Source organism: Microbacterium sp. cf046 (assembly GCF_900114345.1).
Taxonomy (GTDB): domain Bacteria; phylum Actinomycetota; class Actinomycetes; order Actinomycetales; family Microbacteriaceae; genus Microbacterium.
In genome coordinates this window covers 1,161,735-1,178,001 of record NZ_FOZJ01000002.1, presented here as the reverse complement: position 1 = coordinate 1,178,001, position 16,267 = coordinate 1,161,735, and the positions used below count along the sequence as shown (strand labels likewise).

Here is a 16,267-nt window from a genome sequence, read left to right as displayed (position 1 = left end):
CGTCAGACGAACGCGTCGAGCAGGGGCAGCATCGGCTGCGCCGGTGCCACGGGCTCCGGGACGAAGACCCGCGAGACCCGCACGGCCGCCGCCTCGGCGAGTGCGCCGATGTCCTTCGCGCCGACCAGCTGCGCCGCATGGACCATGATATGCGCGCAGGCGAGCGCGTCCGCCGTCGGATCGTGATGGGGGAAGTCGAGGAAGCCGGCGGCCGCTGCGACCGACGGGAGGCGATAGGACTCGAGGTCGTAGAGCTTGCGCGACACCTGGAGGCTGCACACGTAGCGATACGGGGCGTATGAATCGCCGGTCGCTTCGCACGCGCGACGCAGCACCATCATGTCGAAGCCGGCGTTGTGGGCCACCAGCACGTCATCGCCGACGAAGGCCGCAAGGTCGTCGAGCTGCTCGCTCCACGTCTTGGCGCCGTCGACGTCCTCGGCGCGCAGGCCGTGGATGCGCGTGTTCAGCTCGAAGAACCGGTCATGCCCCGGTGGCGGCTGGATGAGCCAGCCGGTCGTCGCGACGACGCGGCCGTCGCGGACGCGGACGAGGCCGACGGCGCAGGCCGACGCGTTGCTGGAGTTCGCCGTTTCGAAGTCGATCGCGGTGAAATCCAATGGCACGCCTCCAGACTCGGCGCGGCCGGGCGAACCGCGACGCAGGCGCGCCGGGACGGAGCCCCATTAGGGTCGACGCATGGCCAGCAACGAGGAGATGTCCACGTCGTTCGGGTCCGCCGCCGGAACCTACGAGTCCGGCCGGCCCGACTATCCGATCCAGGCCGTCGACTGGATGCTCCAGCCGGTCGCGGGCGGTGAGCGCAGCATCCGCGTCGCCGATGTCGGCGCCGGGACGGGTAAGCTGACGCGCTCGGCGGTCGAGCTCGGCGCCGAGGTCGTGGCGATCGATCCCGACCCCAAGATGCTCGCCGTCCTGCGCGAGCACGTGCACGGGGTGCCGACCTTCGTCGGATCGGCCGAAAGCCTTCCGGTGCCCGACGCGAGCCTGGACGCGGTCCTGCTGGGTCAGGCCTGGCATTGGGTGGAGCCGGTCGGCGGCTCTGCCGAGGTCGCACGGGTGCTGCGCTCCGGGGGAGTGCTCGGCTTGATCTGGAACATCCGCGACGAGAGCGTGCCCTGGGTCGCTCGGCTGACGGAGATCATGCACGGCAGCCACGCCGAGGAGATGCTCGCGGAAGGAGACCCACCGCTGGCGGCGCCGTTCGGCACGGCCGAGGCTCGCCGCTGGAGCTGGTCGCGCCCGATGAACCGCGAGACGCTGCTTGCCATGGCGCGCTCGCGCAGCTACATCATCACGGCGGCCGCGGAGGACCGTGCGCGCATCGAGGACGGCCTCGCAGAGCTCTTCGATGACATCGGCGCAGTCGGCGACGCGGTCGTGGAACTGCCGTACGTGACGCGCGCGTATCGGGCGCTGCGCCCCTGACCGGGCGCCGGGTCGCGGCATCCCGCCCACGTAGACTGGACTCCCGTGGCTCTCACTATCGGCATCGTCGGCCTGCCCAACGTCGGCAAGTCCACCCTCTTCAACGCGCTGACCAAGAACGACGTGCTCGCTGCGAACTATCCGTTCGCGACGATCGAGCCGAACGTCGGCGTCGTCAGCCTGCCGGACCCGCGCCTCGCGAAGCTCGCGGAGGTGTTCCACTCCGAGCGCATCCTGCCGGCGACGGTGTCGTTCGTCGACATCGCCGGAATCGTGCGAGGTGCGAGCGAGGGCGAAGGGCTCGGGAACCAGTTCCTCGCGAACATCCGTGAGGCTGACGCGATCGCGCAGGTGGTCCGCGGCTTCACGGACGACGACGTCGTGCACGTCGAGGGCGCGGTCGATCCGAAGGGCGATCTGGAGACCATCAACGCCGAGCTGATGCTCGCCGACCTGCAGACGCTCGAGAAGGCCATCCCGAGACTCGAGAAGGACGTCAAGGGCAAGCGAGCGGATGCTGCGACCCTCGAGGCCGCCGTCGCGGCGAAGGACGCCCTGGAGCGCGGCATCCTGCTCTCGCACTCGGGCCTCGACCTCGCGCCGGTCAAGGAGCTCGGGCTGATGACCGCGAAGCCGTACATCTACGTCTTCAACGTCGACGAGGCGGTGCTGACGGACGCGGCCCGCATCGCCGAGCTCGAAGCCCTGGTCGCACCTGCGCACGCGGTGTTCCTCGACGCGAAGATCGAGTCGGAGCTCATCGACCTGGAGCCCGAGGATGCCGCCGAGCTGCTCGCCTCCACCGGTCAGGAGGAGTCGGGTATCGACCAGCTCGCCCGCATCGGCTTCGACACCCTCGGGCTGCAGACCTATCTCACGGCCGGCCCGAAGGAGGCCCGGGCCTGGACGATCGGCAAGGGCTGGAAGGCCCCGCAGGCGGCAGGCGTGATCCACACGGATTTCGAGAAGGGCTTCATCAAGGCCGAGGTGATCTCCTTCGTCGACCTGATCGATGCCGGGTCCGTGCTGGAGGCCCGCCATCGCGGCAAGGCCCGGCTCGAGGGCAAGGACTACGTGATGCACGACGGCGATGTCGTGGAGTTCAGATTCAACGTCTGATCCGACACCGACCCCGCCCACGAGAGGACGCTCCGCAATGACCGACACGCAGATCTTCGACGTCGACGGCCGCGCGATTCCGTACGCGATCGACGGGGCAGGTCCCGCCCTCGTCCTGATTCCGGGGCAAGGTCGGACGATCGACTATCTGGCCGCGCTCGCACACTCGATCGCCGAGGCGGATTTCCGTGTCGTCCGCATCGGCCCGCGCGGGTCGGACCCCGATGTCTCGTTGCAGGACATCGCGCAGGACGTCATCGACGTGATGGATCATCTCGGTGTCGATCACGCCTGGGTCGGCGGTCATGGGTTCGGCGGATCGGTCGCGCGCATCGCTTCGGTCGACCACCACGACCGGGTCAACGGCGTCCTGCTGCTCGGTGTCGAAGGACCGGCCGAGGGCACGGGGGAGCTGCCTCCGCTCGCACAGGGCGTGCCGGTGCTCGTGATCCAGGGAACCGACGATGAGGTGACGCCGCCGTCGAACGGCGACGACCTTCAGGCGTCCGCCCCCGACCGCGTGAGCGCGGTGCGGATCGAGGGTGGCACGCACATGTTCCCGGCGACGCACGTCGGCGCCACATCGTGGGCGATCGAGGACTACCTCGACTGGGACTAGCCTGCGCGCCACGATGAAGCGCTAGCGGCCCTGCCGCTTCGTGAACGGCTTCGGCTGTCCCTTCACCACCGGGGCACGGCCCTTGCCCTTCGAGGCCTTGGCCTTGCCACCCGCCGGCGCAGCAGGTGACCCGGGCGCATCGGGTGCCTCTGCGATCTGCCGTTCGGCCTCCTCGAGCAGCAGCGTCCCGGCCGGCGTCAGGGTCATCCCGCTCTTGGCGCGTGTGATGAGCGGATGGCCCACCTCGGCTTCGAGCTTGTCGATGGATGAGTAGAGCGAGGCAAGCGGGATGCCGAGCGCCTTCGCAGCCCGCGGAAAGTGGAGGCCCTCGGCGACGAGTGCGACGAACCGCTTCAGCAGCGTGATACTCACGGGCACCCTTCCGGTAGCGTCCCTGCCCAGGATAGGCGGCGATGTGGGAGCTGAAGTAGCGTCGGCGCCATGGCGACGCGTCTGCTCCTGATCTCCGACACCCACATCCCGGGTCGGGCACGCAGTCTTCCCACGGCCGTGCGATCCGCCGCCGATCGAGCGGATCTGGTGATCCACGCGGGTGACTGGGTGGCAGCCCCGGCGGACTTCGCCTGCTCAACCCGGGCTCGCCGACCGATCGGCGCCGGCAGCCCCACTGCACGATGATGACGCTCACCGTCGAGGACGGCACGCTCGGGCCTGTCGACCTCATCGAGGTGTAGCCGGCCGCGGGCGATCAGAGGTCGCTGAAGTCGTTCGACGGCGCCTGGATCTGCTCGACGAGGTCGCCGTCCATCAGCAGGAACACGAACTGGGTCCCGACCGAGCCGGGATGGGTCATGGACTCGGTGCCCGGGACTTCGCGTGATCCGATTCCGAGGAATTCCGGAGTCCCGTCGCCGTCGGCGTCCCAGCCCCCGTTCCACGCGCCCGCCGACAGCGCCTCCTCACGTGTGGAGCCGACCGCCAGCCCTTCCACGGTGGTGATCGGGAGACCGCCGAGCTCCGAGGCCGTGAAGGCGACGCTCGCCGGTCCTGCGACCGAGCCGATGACCGTGACTCCCGGCCAGTTGTAGAAATCCACCTCGTGGCGGTCGTCGCGGCTGACCTCGGGAGCGGCGCCCACGAGCCCCTCGATGAGCGCGACCAGGTCTGCGGTGTCGGCGTATCCGACGACGTCGGCACCGTCCGTGCGCTGAACCTCGAGCCCGTCGAGCGTGACGACGAGTGCCGCATCCGACACCGGCGAGGGCGGCGTCGCCGATGACGGGGGGCTCGTGGATGAGGCGGCAGGCCCGCCGGTGCCCGGCGAGGACGGAGCGCAGCCCGTCAGGCAGAGCACTGCGACGAACGAGATCGCGAGGAGGCGGCGGTGGAGCACAGTGGACAGCATAGATTCCGAATCCCGGCCCGCCTTCCGTGGATCGACGGGGCACTCCGATGAGTGCGGGCGCCCGAGCCGGAGTAGCGTTTGCGGGAGGAGGTGCAGCACTGTGAGGGACTCGTTCCATTCGGCGATGGACACGCTGGAGAACGCTCCGGATCAGCCGGAGCGGTACTGCGGCGCCTTCCTGTCCGTCCTTCCCGTCGCCGGCGCGGCGGTGTCGACGATCGGGCACGTCCTGGGCAGCGAGACGATCGCGGCGAGCGATTCCCAGGCTGCGCGCATCGACGAGATCCAGTTCGACCTCGGTGAGGGACCGTGCTGGGATGCGATGCGCTCGGCAACCCCCGTGCTCGAACCTGCGGTCGGCACGGCGGGGCGGGAGCGATGGCCGGCGTTCGCCCAGTCGATCGTCCCCGACGGCGTCAACTCCGTCTTCGCCTTCCCCTTGGCTATCGGACCCCTGCGATTCGGCGCGGTCGATCTGTACTCGCGCATCCCCGTGAGTCTCAGCGACACGCAGGCCCATCAGGCGGAGGCGATGGCCGAGATCGTCAGCCGGCATGTGCTGCGCCGGGCTCTTGCCTCGATCGGCGACGATGCGAATGAGCCGGTCAGTGCGTTCTCGCGGCGGCTGATCCACCAGGCGACGGGTGTCGTGCTCGCGCAGGTCGACATCTCGGCCGACGACGCGCGCCTGATGATCCAGGGACAGGCTTTCGCGGCCGGTCGCCCGATGATGGAGGTCGCTCAGGACATCATCGACGGGCGGCTTCGATTCATCCGTGCGGCCGGCCGGATCGAGGTGGCGCTGTGAACGACGTGACGCAGCGGAGACTCCTGCAGACCTTCGTCACGCTCGCCGACACCCTCGTCGACGACTACGACGTCGTCGACCTCCTTCAGCTGCTCGTCGACACGTGTCGCGATGTGCTCGACATGACTGCCGCCGGCATCCTGCTCGCGGACGCGCGAGGGGAGCTCGAGCTGGTCGCCTCCACGAGTGAGGCAAGTCGTCTCGTCGAGATGATGCAGCTGAGCGCCGAGGCCGGCCCTTGCATCGAGAGCTTCCGGTCCGGCCAGCGCGTGTCGGTCCGCGACATCGCGACCGCGGACGACGAGTGGCGGCAGTTCCGCGAGAGTGCCATCGCGCAGGGGTTCCGTGCGATGGACGCGCTGCCGCTGCGCTTGCGCGACTCGACCATCGGAACGCTCAACCTGCTGCGCGACGCGCCCGGGGCCGCCCCGGAAGACGCGGTGCTGGCCGCGCAGGCGTTCGCCGACGTCGCGACGATCGGCATCCTGCACGAGCGCACGCTCCGCGAGAGCGCGGTGCTGAGCCGGCAGCTGCAGACCGCGCTGAACAGTCGCATCGTGATCGAACAGGCCAAGGGCGTCGTCTCGCACACGAGCGGTGTGTCGATCGATGAGGCCTTCACTCTGATGCGCGAGCACGCACGGTCCCACAACGTGGGGCTGAGCGTCGTCGCAGCCAGGATCGTCGACCGCAGCCTGCGCCTGTGATGCCATCGGCGCGCGCGGAGCCGTAGACTCGATACGTCACTCCAGACCCCGGTGGCGTCATCGGCTGTCGATGTCCGGGTCTGGTCCAAGACCCCGTCCTCATTCGCGCACCGTTCCCCACCGGCGCCGAGTGCGCCGATGCCGCCACCGGCACGCGGGACGGTGGCGGTGCCCGCTGCCGCTCGCGCGGACGGACCGCACGCCGGTGACCGTCGAGGCGGTCATGTCGCCGGGCCGTGGAATCATGGGGCCATGCCGGAGTCGCCAGAGGTTCAGGAACTCGCGTCGTTCCTCACCGCCCACGCCGCTGGTCACGTCCTCACCGCAATGGACGTCCTGCTTCCCAAGGCGCTCAAGACGCAGCATCCGTCACCGGCAGACCTTGTCGGAAGCCGGATCACGGGGGTGTCGCGCCTGGGCAAGATGATCGACATCGAGACGACTGATCCAGCTGGGGCACCGTTGCACGTCATCGTGCATTTCGGGCACGACGGATGGGTGCTGTGGCACGACTCCGCACCCGAGGGACTCACACGGGCGGGCGACGCGACGCTGATGGCGCGGTTCCGGCTGGATGACGGCGCGGGATTCGACCTGACGGACGCCGGACAGTGGAAGGCTCTCACCGTGCACCTCGTCGCGGACCCGGCGGAGGTGCCGGCGATCGCGAAGCTCGGTCTCGATCCGATGGGCGACGAGTTCACTCCGGAGCGCTTCGCGGCGATCCTGGCCGGACGCAGGAAACAGGTCAAGGCGCTCCTGCAGGACCAGACGGCGTTCGCCGGCATCGGCAACGCCTACTCGGATGAGATCCTGCACGCCGCGAAGATCTCGCCGCTGACCCACGCGGCGAGCCTCTCCCGCGACGAGGTGGCCCGACTGGGCGAGCTGACTCGCGAGATCCTGACCGACGCCACGCACGCGCGCCGCGGCGTCGCCCCCTCTGAGCTCCGTGACACCAAGCGCGCAGCCCTGCGCGTCCACCGCCAGACCGGCGCGACGTGCCCGGTGTGCGGTGATGTGATCCGGGAATTCACATTCTCCGGGGCGGCCGCGCAGTACTGTCCGACCTGCCAGACCGGCGGCGCACTGCTCGCCTGAGGAGGGGCGACCCGCGCGCACGGCTACGATGGATCGCATGACGACTTCGCAGCTGCCGGCCCCCGTGACCCTCCTCCCCCTCGCGGACGACAAGAATCTCCTCGCGGTGACCGAGTCCGGCGCTTCGTGCTGTGGTGGATCCGCCTGCGGCACGGGAATCTGACCCCGCACCCGCTCGACGCCCGTCCCGGCTGAGACCCCGTCGACGATCTGCCACTCTGGATGAGGAGGGCGCGATGAGTGACGAGGAGCTTCTGGGTACGACGCCCAAGGTGACCCGCATCCTCATGTCGGAGGAGGCGATCTACGGATTGATCCTCGTGTCCGGAATGATCGTGGTCAGCTACAACCTGACCGGCACCTCACTGAGCGCCCTGGTCACCGTGGTCGTCACCGTGATCGTGTTCTTCTGCGCGCACGTGTACGCGGGGACCCTCGCCCGCCTGGCGGCGACCGACGGCAGGGCGGGGCTTCCCGAGAGTCTCCGGGCAGCCGTCCATCACTCGCTCGGGATGCTGCTCATCTCGCTGATTCCGATCTTCGTGCTGCTGCTCGGCGTCACCAAGGCGGTCGATGACGACTTCGCCGTCTGGCTGGCGCTGTTCATCGATGCACTGGCCCTCGGCGTGCTGGGCTGGCTCGCGGTCGCCAAATGGACCCACCACTTCTGGCTGCGATTGGCCAGCGCGCTGCTGACCGCCGCCTTCGGCGGGGTGCTGATCATCCTGAAGGCGTTCATCCACCACTGACCGCAGGTCAGCGGTGCACGGGTGAGAGCAGCGCCTCCGCGAGCCGCGGGCTCAGTCCGGGAACGTCCTCGACCGGCACGGCGAGCGCCTGCAGCGCGCGGCTGAAGTAGTTGCGCGCGCCGGCGGCCAGCGCGATGTCGACGATCTGCCGATCCGTGAAGCCGTTCTCGCGCAGGGCCTGGGAGTCGGCATCCGTCATCGCGGCCGGGTCGGTCGAGAGCTTCTCGGCGAATCGCATGACCGCGACATCGGCCTCGTCCAGGCCTGCCGTTTCGTAGTCGAGCGCGACCAGTTCGAGCTGGTCCTCATCGAGCGCCTCCGCGCGCAGGGTCTTGCGCCCGTGAGCGAGCAGGCAGTGCGGAGAGGGGATGCCGCGCGCGGCGCCCAGGGTCGCGAGCTCGTAGGTCCGCACGCCGATCGACGGAACGATCGCGCGGATCAGGTTCTCGAACGCCTGGTGGGCCTCGGGGTTGATCGCCATGACCCGGGTATGGCTGAAGACGAATCCGTCGTCACGGATGTCGTTCTCATACATGTCGGCGGCGTGCCCGGCGACCTCGTCGACGGCGGGCGGGTTCACGATCATGGCTGCGCTCCTCACGGACCACGCCGGACCGATCCGGCGGTCGCGCACCAGCATGGCACGCGCGTCCCCTGGAGACGAGGGCATGAGCCCGCGCCTGATACGAGGGTCAGTGCGCGGCTGCGCCGGGGAAGGGCTGATCTGCCGGCTTGCGGATGAAGAACGCGCCGACGATGAGGGGGAGGGACACGATCGCGGCGATCGTGAAGGCCGCCTGGGCGCCCTGAGCGCCTGCCGCGACCTCGGAGGCGCCCGCGTCGACCCCACTGGCCGTCACCGCGGCCATGATCGTGATCATGAGCGCGATTCCGGCTGCGCCGGCGACCTGCTGCACGGTGCCCACGACCGCGGAGCCGTACGAGTAGAACTTGGGCTGCAGCGACCCGAGCGACGCCGTGAACAGGGGCGTGAACGAGAGGGCGAGGCCGATCGAGAGCACGGTCTGCGCGATCGCGATCATCCAGACGGGCGTGAACTCGTCGAAGGTCGTGTAGGTCCACAGGACGGCGCTGGCGATGATCGAGCCGGGGATCAGCAGCACTCGGGTGCCCCAGCGGTCGTAGATGCGGCCGATCAGGGGACCGCTGAGACCCATCGCGAGCGCGCCCGGGAGCACCACGAGCCCGGTCTCGAGCGCCGAGACCTGGAGCACGCTCTGCATGTACAGCGGCACGACCGTGATCGCCCCGAAGAAGGCGAGGGACAGCAGACCCATCTGCGTGATCGAAAGCGAGAAGTTCAGCGAACGGAACACACGCAGATCGAGCAGGGCGCGGTCGCTTCGCTGCAGCAGCAGCTGACGCCAGATGAACAGGCCGAGTGCGATGACCCCGACGCCGAACGAGACGATCAGCGTGACAGCCGACATCGCGTCGGCCGCTGCGGCATCCGCGGCGCTCGCGCCGTGCGTCGCCGCTCCGCCGATCTGGCTCAGGCCGAACACGATTCCGCCGAAGCCGAACGCCGAGAGGATCACGGACGGCACGTCGATCGGCGCATCTGTGGGCTCGCCGATGTTGTGGATCCAGCGGGCTCCCACGCCGAGCGCGATCAGCGCGATCGGGAGGATCAGTCCGAAGATCCAGCGCCAGCCGACGGTGTCCAGCAGCAGCCCGGATAGCGTCGGCCCGATGGCCGGCGCGAGCGAGATCACGATGCTGACGCGGCCCATCATCCGGCCGCGGATGCCGGGCGGCACCAGCGTCATGATCGTCGTCATCAGCAGCGGCATCATGATCGCGGTGCCGGTCGCCTGCACGACCCGGGCCACCACCAGCAGCGGGAAACCCGGCGAGAGGAACGCGATGAGCGTTCCGAGCGAGAACAGGCTCATCGCCGCGACGAACACCGTCCGAGTCGTGAATCGCTGCAGGAGGAACCCGGAGATCGGGATGACGACGGCCATCGTGAGCATGAACGCCGTGGTGAGCCATTGGGCCTGGACGGCCGTGATGTCGAGGTCGCCGATCAGGTGCGGGATCGCCACGCCCATCGTCGTCTCGTTCAGGATCGCGACGAATGCGGCCAGCAGCAGCAGCCAGATGATCCGGCTGTCCGCGCGGCTGAGGACGGCAGCGACGGGCGCGGGGATGCGGACGCTGTCGGTGCCTGGAGTTGTATCGGTGGCGGCCATCGGTCGTCTCCTCGAGGGGTCGGCGTGCAGGAACGCCGTCCCGTAGGCGGGTCACACGAAAAAGAGCAAGCCCCAACAGTAACGGCCGAGTCGGACACGGCATTCCCCGATCACGTGAAACCATTCGGGTATGACCGAGCCACGTCTGCAGCCGAAGCTCTACGTGCGCGCGGCGGTCGCATTCGCCGTCGGCATCGTGGTCGGCGTGATCGTCTGGCCCTCCCTCGGCGTGGCCGCGGGCTTCCTGGCGGGGTGGGCGGCGCTGTGCATCACGAGCGTCGCGTGGATCCTCGCGACCATCTGGCGGATGGATGCCGCCCAGACCCGCGCCCACGCGATCTCGGAGGATCCCGGTCGCGCCGTCGCGCGGATCATCGCGCTGGTGGGCAGTTTCGCGAGCCTGTTCGCCGTGGCCGTCGTCCTGCTGCAGACAAGGAACACCACCGAGTTCGAGTCGTTCCTCCTCGCGGGCATCGCGGTGATCGCGGTCGCCGGCTCCTGGGCGCTCATCCAGGTGGACTACATGCTCCGCTTGGCGCACGTCTACTACCGCGATCCGGTCGGCGGAATCAGCTTCAATCAGCAGGACGATCCGATGTACACCGACTTCGTCTACGTCGCGGTCGGCCTGGGCATGACCTACCAGATCGCCGACACGAACCTCACCACGAACGAGATGCGGCGCATCGTCATCTTCCAGACGCTTCTGGCCTACCTCTTCGGCGCGGTCATCCTGGCGACGGTGATCAACCTGGTCACCGGGCTGGGCTGAGCGTCTGGCCCTCGCGTCCGGGCCGGTCAGTAGGCTTGCCGACGTGAGCATGGGTGGCAGGGGCGGTGGGCCGGGAGCAGGATTCCGGCCCGTCGACATCGAGGCCCAGAAGAAGCTGAACGCCGAGGCGCCGCGCATCCCGCACCTCGGTCGGCGGGTTGTCGCGCTCTTCCGCCCCTACCGCTTCCGCATCCTGATCACCGGCATCCTGGTCATCGCGGGGGCCGCCATCGCAGTCGTGCCCGCGCTGATCGTGCAGCAGATCTTCGACCAGGCGCTCTTCCCGGTCGACGGCGGACCGCCGGACCTCCCGCTGCTGCTGCGTCTCGTGCTGATCATGATCGGCCTGTTCTTCCTGTCCGCCGGGCTCGGCGTCCTGCAGACCTGGTTCACCTCGACGGTCGGCAACCGGGTCACCGGCGACCTGCGCGTAAAGCTCTTCGAGCACCTCCAGGCGATGGAGCTCGGCTTCTTCACGCGCACCAAGACCGGGGTGATCCAGTCGCGCCTGCAGAACGACGTGGGCGGCGTCTCGGGCGTTCTGACGAACACGGTCACCAGCATCCTGGGCAACGTCGTCACGGTCATCGCATCGCTGGTGGCGATGATCATCATCGACTGGCGCCTCACCCTGATCGCCGTGGTCATGATGCCGGTCCTGGTGATCGTGCAGCGCCGCGTCGGTCAGGTGCGGGCGCGCATCGCGGGCGAGACCCAGGAGTCCCTTTCCGAGCTCACCTCCATCACGCAGGAGACGCTGAGCGTGTCCGGCATCCTGCTCTCGAAATCGTTCAACCGGCAGCGCACCGAGTCGGCCCGCTACAGCACCGAGAACGTGAACCAGGTGCGGCTCCAGGTGCGACGGGCGATGAGCGGGCAGGGCTTCTTCGCCGTCGTGCAGGTGCTGATGGCGAGCGTCCCCGCCGTGATCTACCTCGTCTCCGGCTACCTGATCACCGGCGGCACGGATGTCATCACAGCCGGAACGATCGTCGCGTTCACGACGGTGCAGGCTCGGCTGCTGATGCCGCTGATGGGACTCATGCGCGTCGCGCTCGACGTGCAGACCTCGGGGGCCCTCTTCGCCCGCATCTTCGAGTACCTCGACCTCGTGCCGGCGATCAGCGACGCCCCCGACGCGATCACGGTCGCCGACGCCCCCGGGCCGATCGGGCGCATCGAGTTCCGGGATGTCGTCTTCCGCTACCCGGATGCCGCGCCCGATGCCCGCCCCACGCTCCGCGGGATCTCGTTCACGGCCGAGCCGGGGCAGCACGTCGCGTTCGTCGGCCCGTCCGGAGCGGGCAAGACGACCGTCCTGTACCTCACTCCTCGGATGTACGAGGCATCGGGCGGCGAGGTGCTCTTCGCCGGGGAGGATGTGCGCCGGCTGACGCAGGAGTCGATCATCGATCACGTGGGGATCGTCTCGCAGGAGACCTATCTGTTCCACGCGACGATCCGCGAGAACCTGCTGTACGCGAAGCCCGAAGCGACCCAGGAGGAGCTCGAGGACGCATGCCGCGCCGCGAACATCCACCACATCATCACGGGCTTCGAGGAGGGCTACGACACGATCGTGGGCGAGCGCGGGTACCGCCTGTCCGGCGGGGAGAAGCAGCGCATCGCCATCGCCCGGGTACTCCTGAAGGATCCGCCCGTCCTGCTGCTGGACGAGGCGACCTCCGCCCTCGACACGGTCTCGGAGCGCGTCGTGCAGGAGGCGCTGGATGCCGCGGCCCGCGGTCGCACCACCCTGTCGATCGCGCACCGGCTCTCGACGGTGATCGGCGCGGATGTGATCCACGTGGTGGACGGCGGCCGCATCGTCGAGTCGGGCACTCATGCCACGCTGATCGCCGAGGACGGCCTGTACGCCGAGCTGGCCGCGCAGCAGCTCGCGGCCTCACGGATCCTCGAGGTCGAGGCGACCGAGCCGGCGGGAGCGCTGCCGACGCGGCGGGCCGATCGCGCACCGGATGACCCGGCACCGCCCGCGCCCGACGATCCGATCGTCGTGCTCACCGGCTCGCTCTCGCTCACCGGGCCGCTCACGGTCCTGGCCGACGACGCGCCCACCGACGAGCGCACCTGGCCTGCCTGACCCCTCCCTCGCGCGCGAGTTGCGGCATCCGGCCTGGATCACGTCGTCCTCAGCGGCCGATTTCCGCAAGTCGACGATCGATGGCCGTGCGCAGGTCGCGGAGGAAAGCACTCGGCGCGACCAGGTCGGCTTGCGTCACGCTCAGATAGATCCAGCCCTCCGCCTCCAGCCGCCGGCGGCGAGCGATGTCCGCTCGCCACTGGCTCTTCCCGCGGTGGTGGTCGCCTTCGTATTCGATGGCGATCTTGAGGTCGGGGTACGACAGGTCGATCCGCGCGATGAACCGGCGATCGGCACCGAGGGCGTTCCGATTGCAGAGAGGCGCGGGAAGACCTGCCTCGACGATGATCACCCGCAGTTCGGATTCCTTCGGAGACTCCGCGCCCTCGTCCAGAAGCTGGAGCGCACGGCGCAGGCGATTGCGCCCGCGGCTGTTGCGTCGCACCTCGACTGCGGCCGCGAGGGATGGCCGTGTGACACCGCAATTGCGGATGAGGTGGTCTCCGATCGCGACGAGCTGACCCAGACTGAGGAGCGGGGCCATGTCGCAGAAGGTGCGCTCGGGGGTGGTGCACGCGATGCCGTGCCTGGAGTCGAAGTCTTCGGCGGCCAGTGCCGTCTGGTGGCCTGACGTGCGTCTGCCCCCGGGTGCACGGATGCCCGCGGGAACGCTGATGTGGACGACTCGCGTGCGGGCGAGGGCGGGAGGCAGCGGAAGATCGTGCAGACGCGCGGCCGTCACGTGACTGATCACCGCCCGGTCGGTCAGGGATGCGAGGCGGGCTCGGCAGGCCGAGACGAGGCTGATGTCGCCTGCGGGCAGTCGGATCCCGTGGAACGGGGTCTGCAGGTCCGATGCCCGGGTCCGCCGCCGACTCACGCCGACTTCACGCGCTTGGGCAGTGGTGAACGACCCGCCTTGGAGCTCCGGTGGGAGGGGTCGAGGTGGGCGGGACATGCTCGACAGCATCCGCGATCCATGCGGACGCCCGCGCCGCAACCGCGGCGTCTGGGGAGGCGTGCGCACCCGCCCCGCCTGTGGAGGACTCGTTCCTTCCCCGAGTTGCGCCCTTCGGCCGCTTCGCCGCGGTTGGCGACGGCCGATTGCCGCAACTCGCGGGTTTGCTCTCCCTACCAGAGGCGGGCGGCGGCGACGGCGGTCGCGGATGCCGGGTCCAAGGTGGTCCGCGCGGTGCCGGCGTGGTCCCACAGATCGCGCGCGAACGCGCCCAGTGCGCGGCGGTAGGCGGCATCCGGATGCAGGCGGGCGATGTCGGCGAGACGCGGGATGTCCATCCGCAGCATCTGGCCGATGCGCGCCTGGGCGGCGACCGGATGCCCGCCCGCCTGCAGCACCTCCAGGCCCGCATCCATCGCCTCCAGGCAGTCGCGCAGCACGTCCAGCTGCGCCTCGCGCTGGGTGATCGATGACCCGTCCGCGCGGATGCGCCAGTGCGCGACGACATCCGGCACCGTGTCGAACCGTCGTGCGCGCGCGTACATCTGCTGGGCGACGACCTGATCCTCGTAGAGCCGGCCCTCGGGGAAGCGCAGCCCGGCGCGATGCCAGAACTCGGTGCGGCTCACCTTCGACCACGCGACGATGTTCCCGGTCGCCTCCGGATGCTCATCGATGGTCGTTCCGCGGCGCTCGGGCGCGGTGGAGGCGGCGACCCACGGCTGCACGACGCCGACCGTGTAGCCGCCGGCCCCGTCCGGGCGGAGGCGGACATAGGCGCCGACCGCGAAGTCGCTGCCGCTCTCATCGAGGACGCCGACCATGCGCTCGAGGGCGGTCGGGGTGAGCACGTCGTCGGCATCGAGGAACCCGAGGAAGGGGGTGTCGACCAGATCGAGACCCGTGTTGCGGGCCGCGCCCAGACCGGCGCGCTCCCGGTGGCGGACGACGCGGAACCGCGGGTCGGACTCGGCGGCGTCGGCGAACACGCCGGGCGTGGCATCGGTCGAGCCGTCGTCGATCAGGATCGCGACCCAGTCCCGGAGACTCTGGCGCCGCAGCGAGTCGAGCGCTTCGGCGGCGTACGGGGCGACATCGAACCCCGGCACGATGACGGTGACCGCGGCGGGGGAACTCACCCGCTCGATTGTACGGCCGTGACGGATGCCGAGACCGCGTCGGCGACGGCATCCAGCGGCTGGTCCAGGGCGTGCGGGAATGTGAACCGCACGGCGGTCTGGGCGACCTCGGGTGCGACACCCATCGCCAGCAGCACGTGCGAGGGCTCGTCGCTGCCGGCGGCGCACGCGGAGCCGCTGGAGGAGACGACACCCCGGCGCTCGAGTTCGAGCAGCACGGCCTCTCCGCTGGTGCCCGCGAACGTGAAGCTCGCCGTCCCCGGCAGCCGGTGCACGGGATCGCCGGTGAGTGCGGCACTGGGCACCCCGGCGAGCACGCGCGCGATGAACCGATCGCGGATCGCCGTGACGCGGGCGGATGCGTCGGCGCGTTCGGCCTCTGCCAGCTCCAGCGCGGTCGCGAAGCCGACCGCGCCGGCCACGTCCTCCGTGCCGCTGCGGCGTCCGCGCTCCTGTCCGCCCCCGTGCAGGAGCGGTTCGAGCGGCACGCGCCCTCGCAGGGCGAGCACTCCGGTGCCCTTCGGCGCGCCGAGCTTGTGCCCGGCGAGCGAGATCGCATCCACTCCGAGGTCAGCGGCGTTCAGCGGCAGCCACCCCGCGGCCTGGACCGCATCGATGTGCACGGGGATACCGCGTTCGCGCGCTGCGCCGGCGATCGCGGCGACGTCCTGCACGGTGCCGACCTCGTTGTTCGCATAGCCGACGGTCACCAGCGCGGTCTCATCGCGCAGGGCGGCCGCCACGTCGGCGGGCGCGACGCGGCCGAACCCGTCGACCGCGACGTGCGTCAGATCGAAGCCGTGCACCCTCGCGAGGTAGTCGGCGGATTCGAGGATCGACTCGTGCTCGATCGGCGTCGTGACCAGATGCCGCGCCCGGACCTCCGACGCACCCGTCGAGCGCGCGGCCGCTGCGATCACGATGCCCTTGACGGCGAGATTGTTCGCCTCCGTGCCGCCGGAGGTGAAGATGACATCGCCTGCCCGCATCCCGAGGTCGCGGGCGACTCGGGCGCGCGCCTCGCCGAGGGCGTCAGCGGCGGCCTCGCCGACCGTGTGGTGGCTGGACGGATTGCCGAACCAGCGTGTCAGGAACGGCATCATCGCGTCGAGGACCTCGGGGCGCACCGGCGTGGTGGCCGCGTTGTCGAGGTAGAGCAT

The 16,267-nt window shown here is 69.6% G+C and carries 17 protein-coding genes and 1 pseudogene; 10 read left to right on the top strand and 8 right to left on the bottom strand.

All coding sequences use genetic code 11. The features are described 5' to 3' along the window. Positions 1 to 2: 2 nt before the first annotated feature. Positions 3 to 626 (bottom strand): 3'-5' exonuclease, encoded by a 624-nt coding sequence (locus BM349_RS11870; RefSeq protein WP_091707028.1) that lies wholly within the window; start codon positions 624 to 626, stop codon positions 3 to 5. A gap of 73 nt (positions 627 to 699) precedes the next feature. Here BM349_RS11870 and BM349_RS11865 point away from each other — a divergent pair, with 73 nt between their 5' ends. From BM349_RS11865 to BM349_RS11855, 3 genes are read left to right on the top strand one after another with little or no spacing between them, the layout of a single operon-like run. After that, positions 700 to 1,449, top strand: coding sequence for a class I SAM-dependent methyltransferase (locus BM349_RS11865; protein WP_091707027.1), 750 nt, complete (start codon positions 700 to 702; stop codon positions 1,447 to 1,449). A 45-nt stretch (positions 1,450 to 1,494) separates the two neighbouring features. Next, positions 1,495 to 2,568 (top strand): redox-regulated ATPase YchF, encoded by a 1,074-nt coding sequence (gene ychF, locus BM349_RS11860; RefSeq protein WP_091707026.1) that lies wholly within the window; start codon positions 1,495 to 1,497, stop codon positions 2,566 to 2,568. Between the two features lie 37 nt (positions 2,569 to 2,605). Further along, positions 2,606 to 3,187 carry an alpha/beta fold hydrolase gene (locus BM349_RS11855; RefSeq protein ID WP_091707025.1) on the top strand — a complete coding sequence of 194 codons (582 nt, stop codon included), beginning with the start codon at positions 2,606 to 2,608 and terminating at the stop codon, positions 3,185 to 3,187. Between the two features lie 21 nt (positions 3,188 to 3,208). On the opposite strand, the gene BM349_RS11850 is transcribed toward BM349_RS11855, so the two are convergent. Next, positions 3,209 to 3,559, bottom strand: a complete 351-nt coding sequence (locus tag BM349_RS11850; RefSeq protein WP_091707024.1) for a LysR family transcriptional regulator — start codon at positions 3,557 to 3,559, stop codon at positions 3,209 to 3,211. Positions 3,560 to 3,628: 69 nt separating this feature from the next. Here BM349_RS11850 and BM349_RS11845 point away from each other — a divergent pair. Continuing rightward, positions 3,629 to 3,882: pseudogene (locus BM349_RS11845) on the top strand (metallophosphoesterase). Positions 3,883 to 3,896: 14 nt separating this feature from the next. On the opposite strand, the gene BM349_RS11840 reads toward BM349_RS11845, so the two are convergent. Continuing rightward, on the bottom strand, positions 3,897 to 4,541 hold the full coding sequence (locus tag BM349_RS11840) for a hypothetical protein (protein ID WP_139230922.1): 645 nt from the start codon (positions 4,539 to 4,541) through the stop codon (positions 3,897 to 3,899). 136 nt (positions 4,542 to 4,677) lie between these two features. Between BM349_RS11840 and BM349_RS11835 the strand changes: the two genes are divergently transcribed. The 4 genes from BM349_RS11835 (at position 4,678) to BM349_RS11820 (ending at position 7,918) form a co-directional block, all read left to right on the top strand. Then, positions 4,678 to 5,361, top strand: a complete 684-nt coding sequence (locus BM349_RS11835; protein ID WP_254773844.1) for a GAF and ANTAR domain-containing protein — start codon at positions 4,678 to 4,680, stop codon at positions 5,359 to 5,361. Further along, on the top strand, positions 5,358 to 6,068 hold the full coding sequence (locus BM349_RS11830) for a GAF and ANTAR domain-containing protein (protein WP_217645662.1): 711 nt from the start codon (positions 5,358 to 5,360) through the stop codon (positions 6,066 to 6,068). The genes BM349_RS11835 and BM349_RS11830 overlap by 4 nt, the downstream gene beginning before the upstream one ends. A gap of 252 nt (positions 6,069 to 6,320) precedes the next feature. Further along, positions 6,321 to 7,169, top strand: a complete 849-nt coding sequence (locus tag BM349_RS11825) for an Fpg/Nei family DNA glycosylase (protein WP_091707021.1) — start codon at positions 6,321 to 6,323, stop codon at positions 7,167 to 7,169. A 236-nt stretch (positions 7,170 to 7,405) separates the two neighbouring features. Further along, entirely contained in the window at positions 7,406 to 7,918 is a 513-nt protein-coding gene (locus BM349_RS11820) for a hypothetical protein (RefSeq protein ID WP_091707020.1), read from the top strand. A 7-nt stretch (positions 7,919 to 7,925) separates the two neighbouring features. Here BM349_RS11820 and BM349_RS11815 read toward each other — a convergent pair whose 3' ends face one another. Continuing rightward, positions 7,926 to 8,504, bottom strand: coding sequence for a carboxymuconolactone decarboxylase family protein (locus BM349_RS11815; RefSeq protein ID WP_091707280.1), 579 nt, complete (start codon positions 8,502 to 8,504; stop codon positions 7,926 to 7,928). A 106-nt stretch (positions 8,505 to 8,610) separates the two neighbouring features. Beyond that, complete coding sequence (locus BM349_RS11810) at positions 8,611 to 10,134, bottom strand: MDR family MFS transporter (RefSeq protein ID WP_091707019.1); 1,524 nt, start codon at positions 10,132 to 10,134, stop codon at positions 8,611 to 8,613. Between the two features lie 130 nt (positions 10,135 to 10,264). On the opposite strand from BM349_RS11810, the gene BM349_RS11805 reads away from it, so the two are divergent. Together BM349_RS11805 and BM349_RS11800 are read left to right on the top strand one after the other, a co-directional pair. Beyond that, complete coding sequence (locus tag BM349_RS11805; protein ID WP_091707018.1) at positions 10,265 to 10,906, top strand: DUF1345 domain-containing protein; 642 nt, start codon at positions 10,265 to 10,267, stop codon at positions 10,904 to 10,906. A gap of 49 nt (positions 10,907 to 10,955) precedes the next feature. Further along, the gene (locus tag BM349_RS11800; RefSeq protein WP_091707017.1) at positions 10,956 to 13,010 is read left to right on the top strand and encodes an ABC transporter ATP-binding protein; all 2,055 of its coding nucleotides are present in this window, start codon (positions 10,956 to 10,958) and stop codon (positions 13,008 to 13,010) included. Between the two features lie 49 nt (positions 13,011 to 13,059). Here the strand turns inward: BM349_RS11800 and BM349_RS11795 are convergent, their stop codons facing one another. The 3 genes from BM349_RS11795 to BM349_RS11785 form a co-directional block, all read right to left on the bottom strand. After that, the gene (locus tag BM349_RS11795) at positions 13,060 to 13,890 is read right to left on the bottom strand and encodes a hypothetical protein (protein ID WP_091707016.1); all 831 of its coding nucleotides are present in this window, start codon (positions 13,888 to 13,890) and stop codon (positions 13,060 to 13,062) included. A 251-nt stretch (positions 13,891 to 14,141) separates the two neighbouring features. After that, on the bottom strand, positions 14,142 to 15,107 hold the full coding sequence (locus BM349_RS11790; protein WP_091707015.1) for a glycosyltransferase family 2 protein: 966 nt from the start codon (positions 15,105 to 15,107) through the stop codon (positions 14,142 to 14,144). Then, the gene (locus BM349_RS11785) at positions 15,104 to 16,267 is read right to left on the bottom strand and encodes a cysteine desulfurase family protein (protein ID WP_091707279.1); all 1,164 of its coding nucleotides are present in this window, start codon (positions 16,265 to 16,267) and stop codon (positions 15,104 to 15,106) included. The genes BM349_RS11790 and BM349_RS11785 overlap by 4 nt, the downstream gene beginning before the upstream one ends.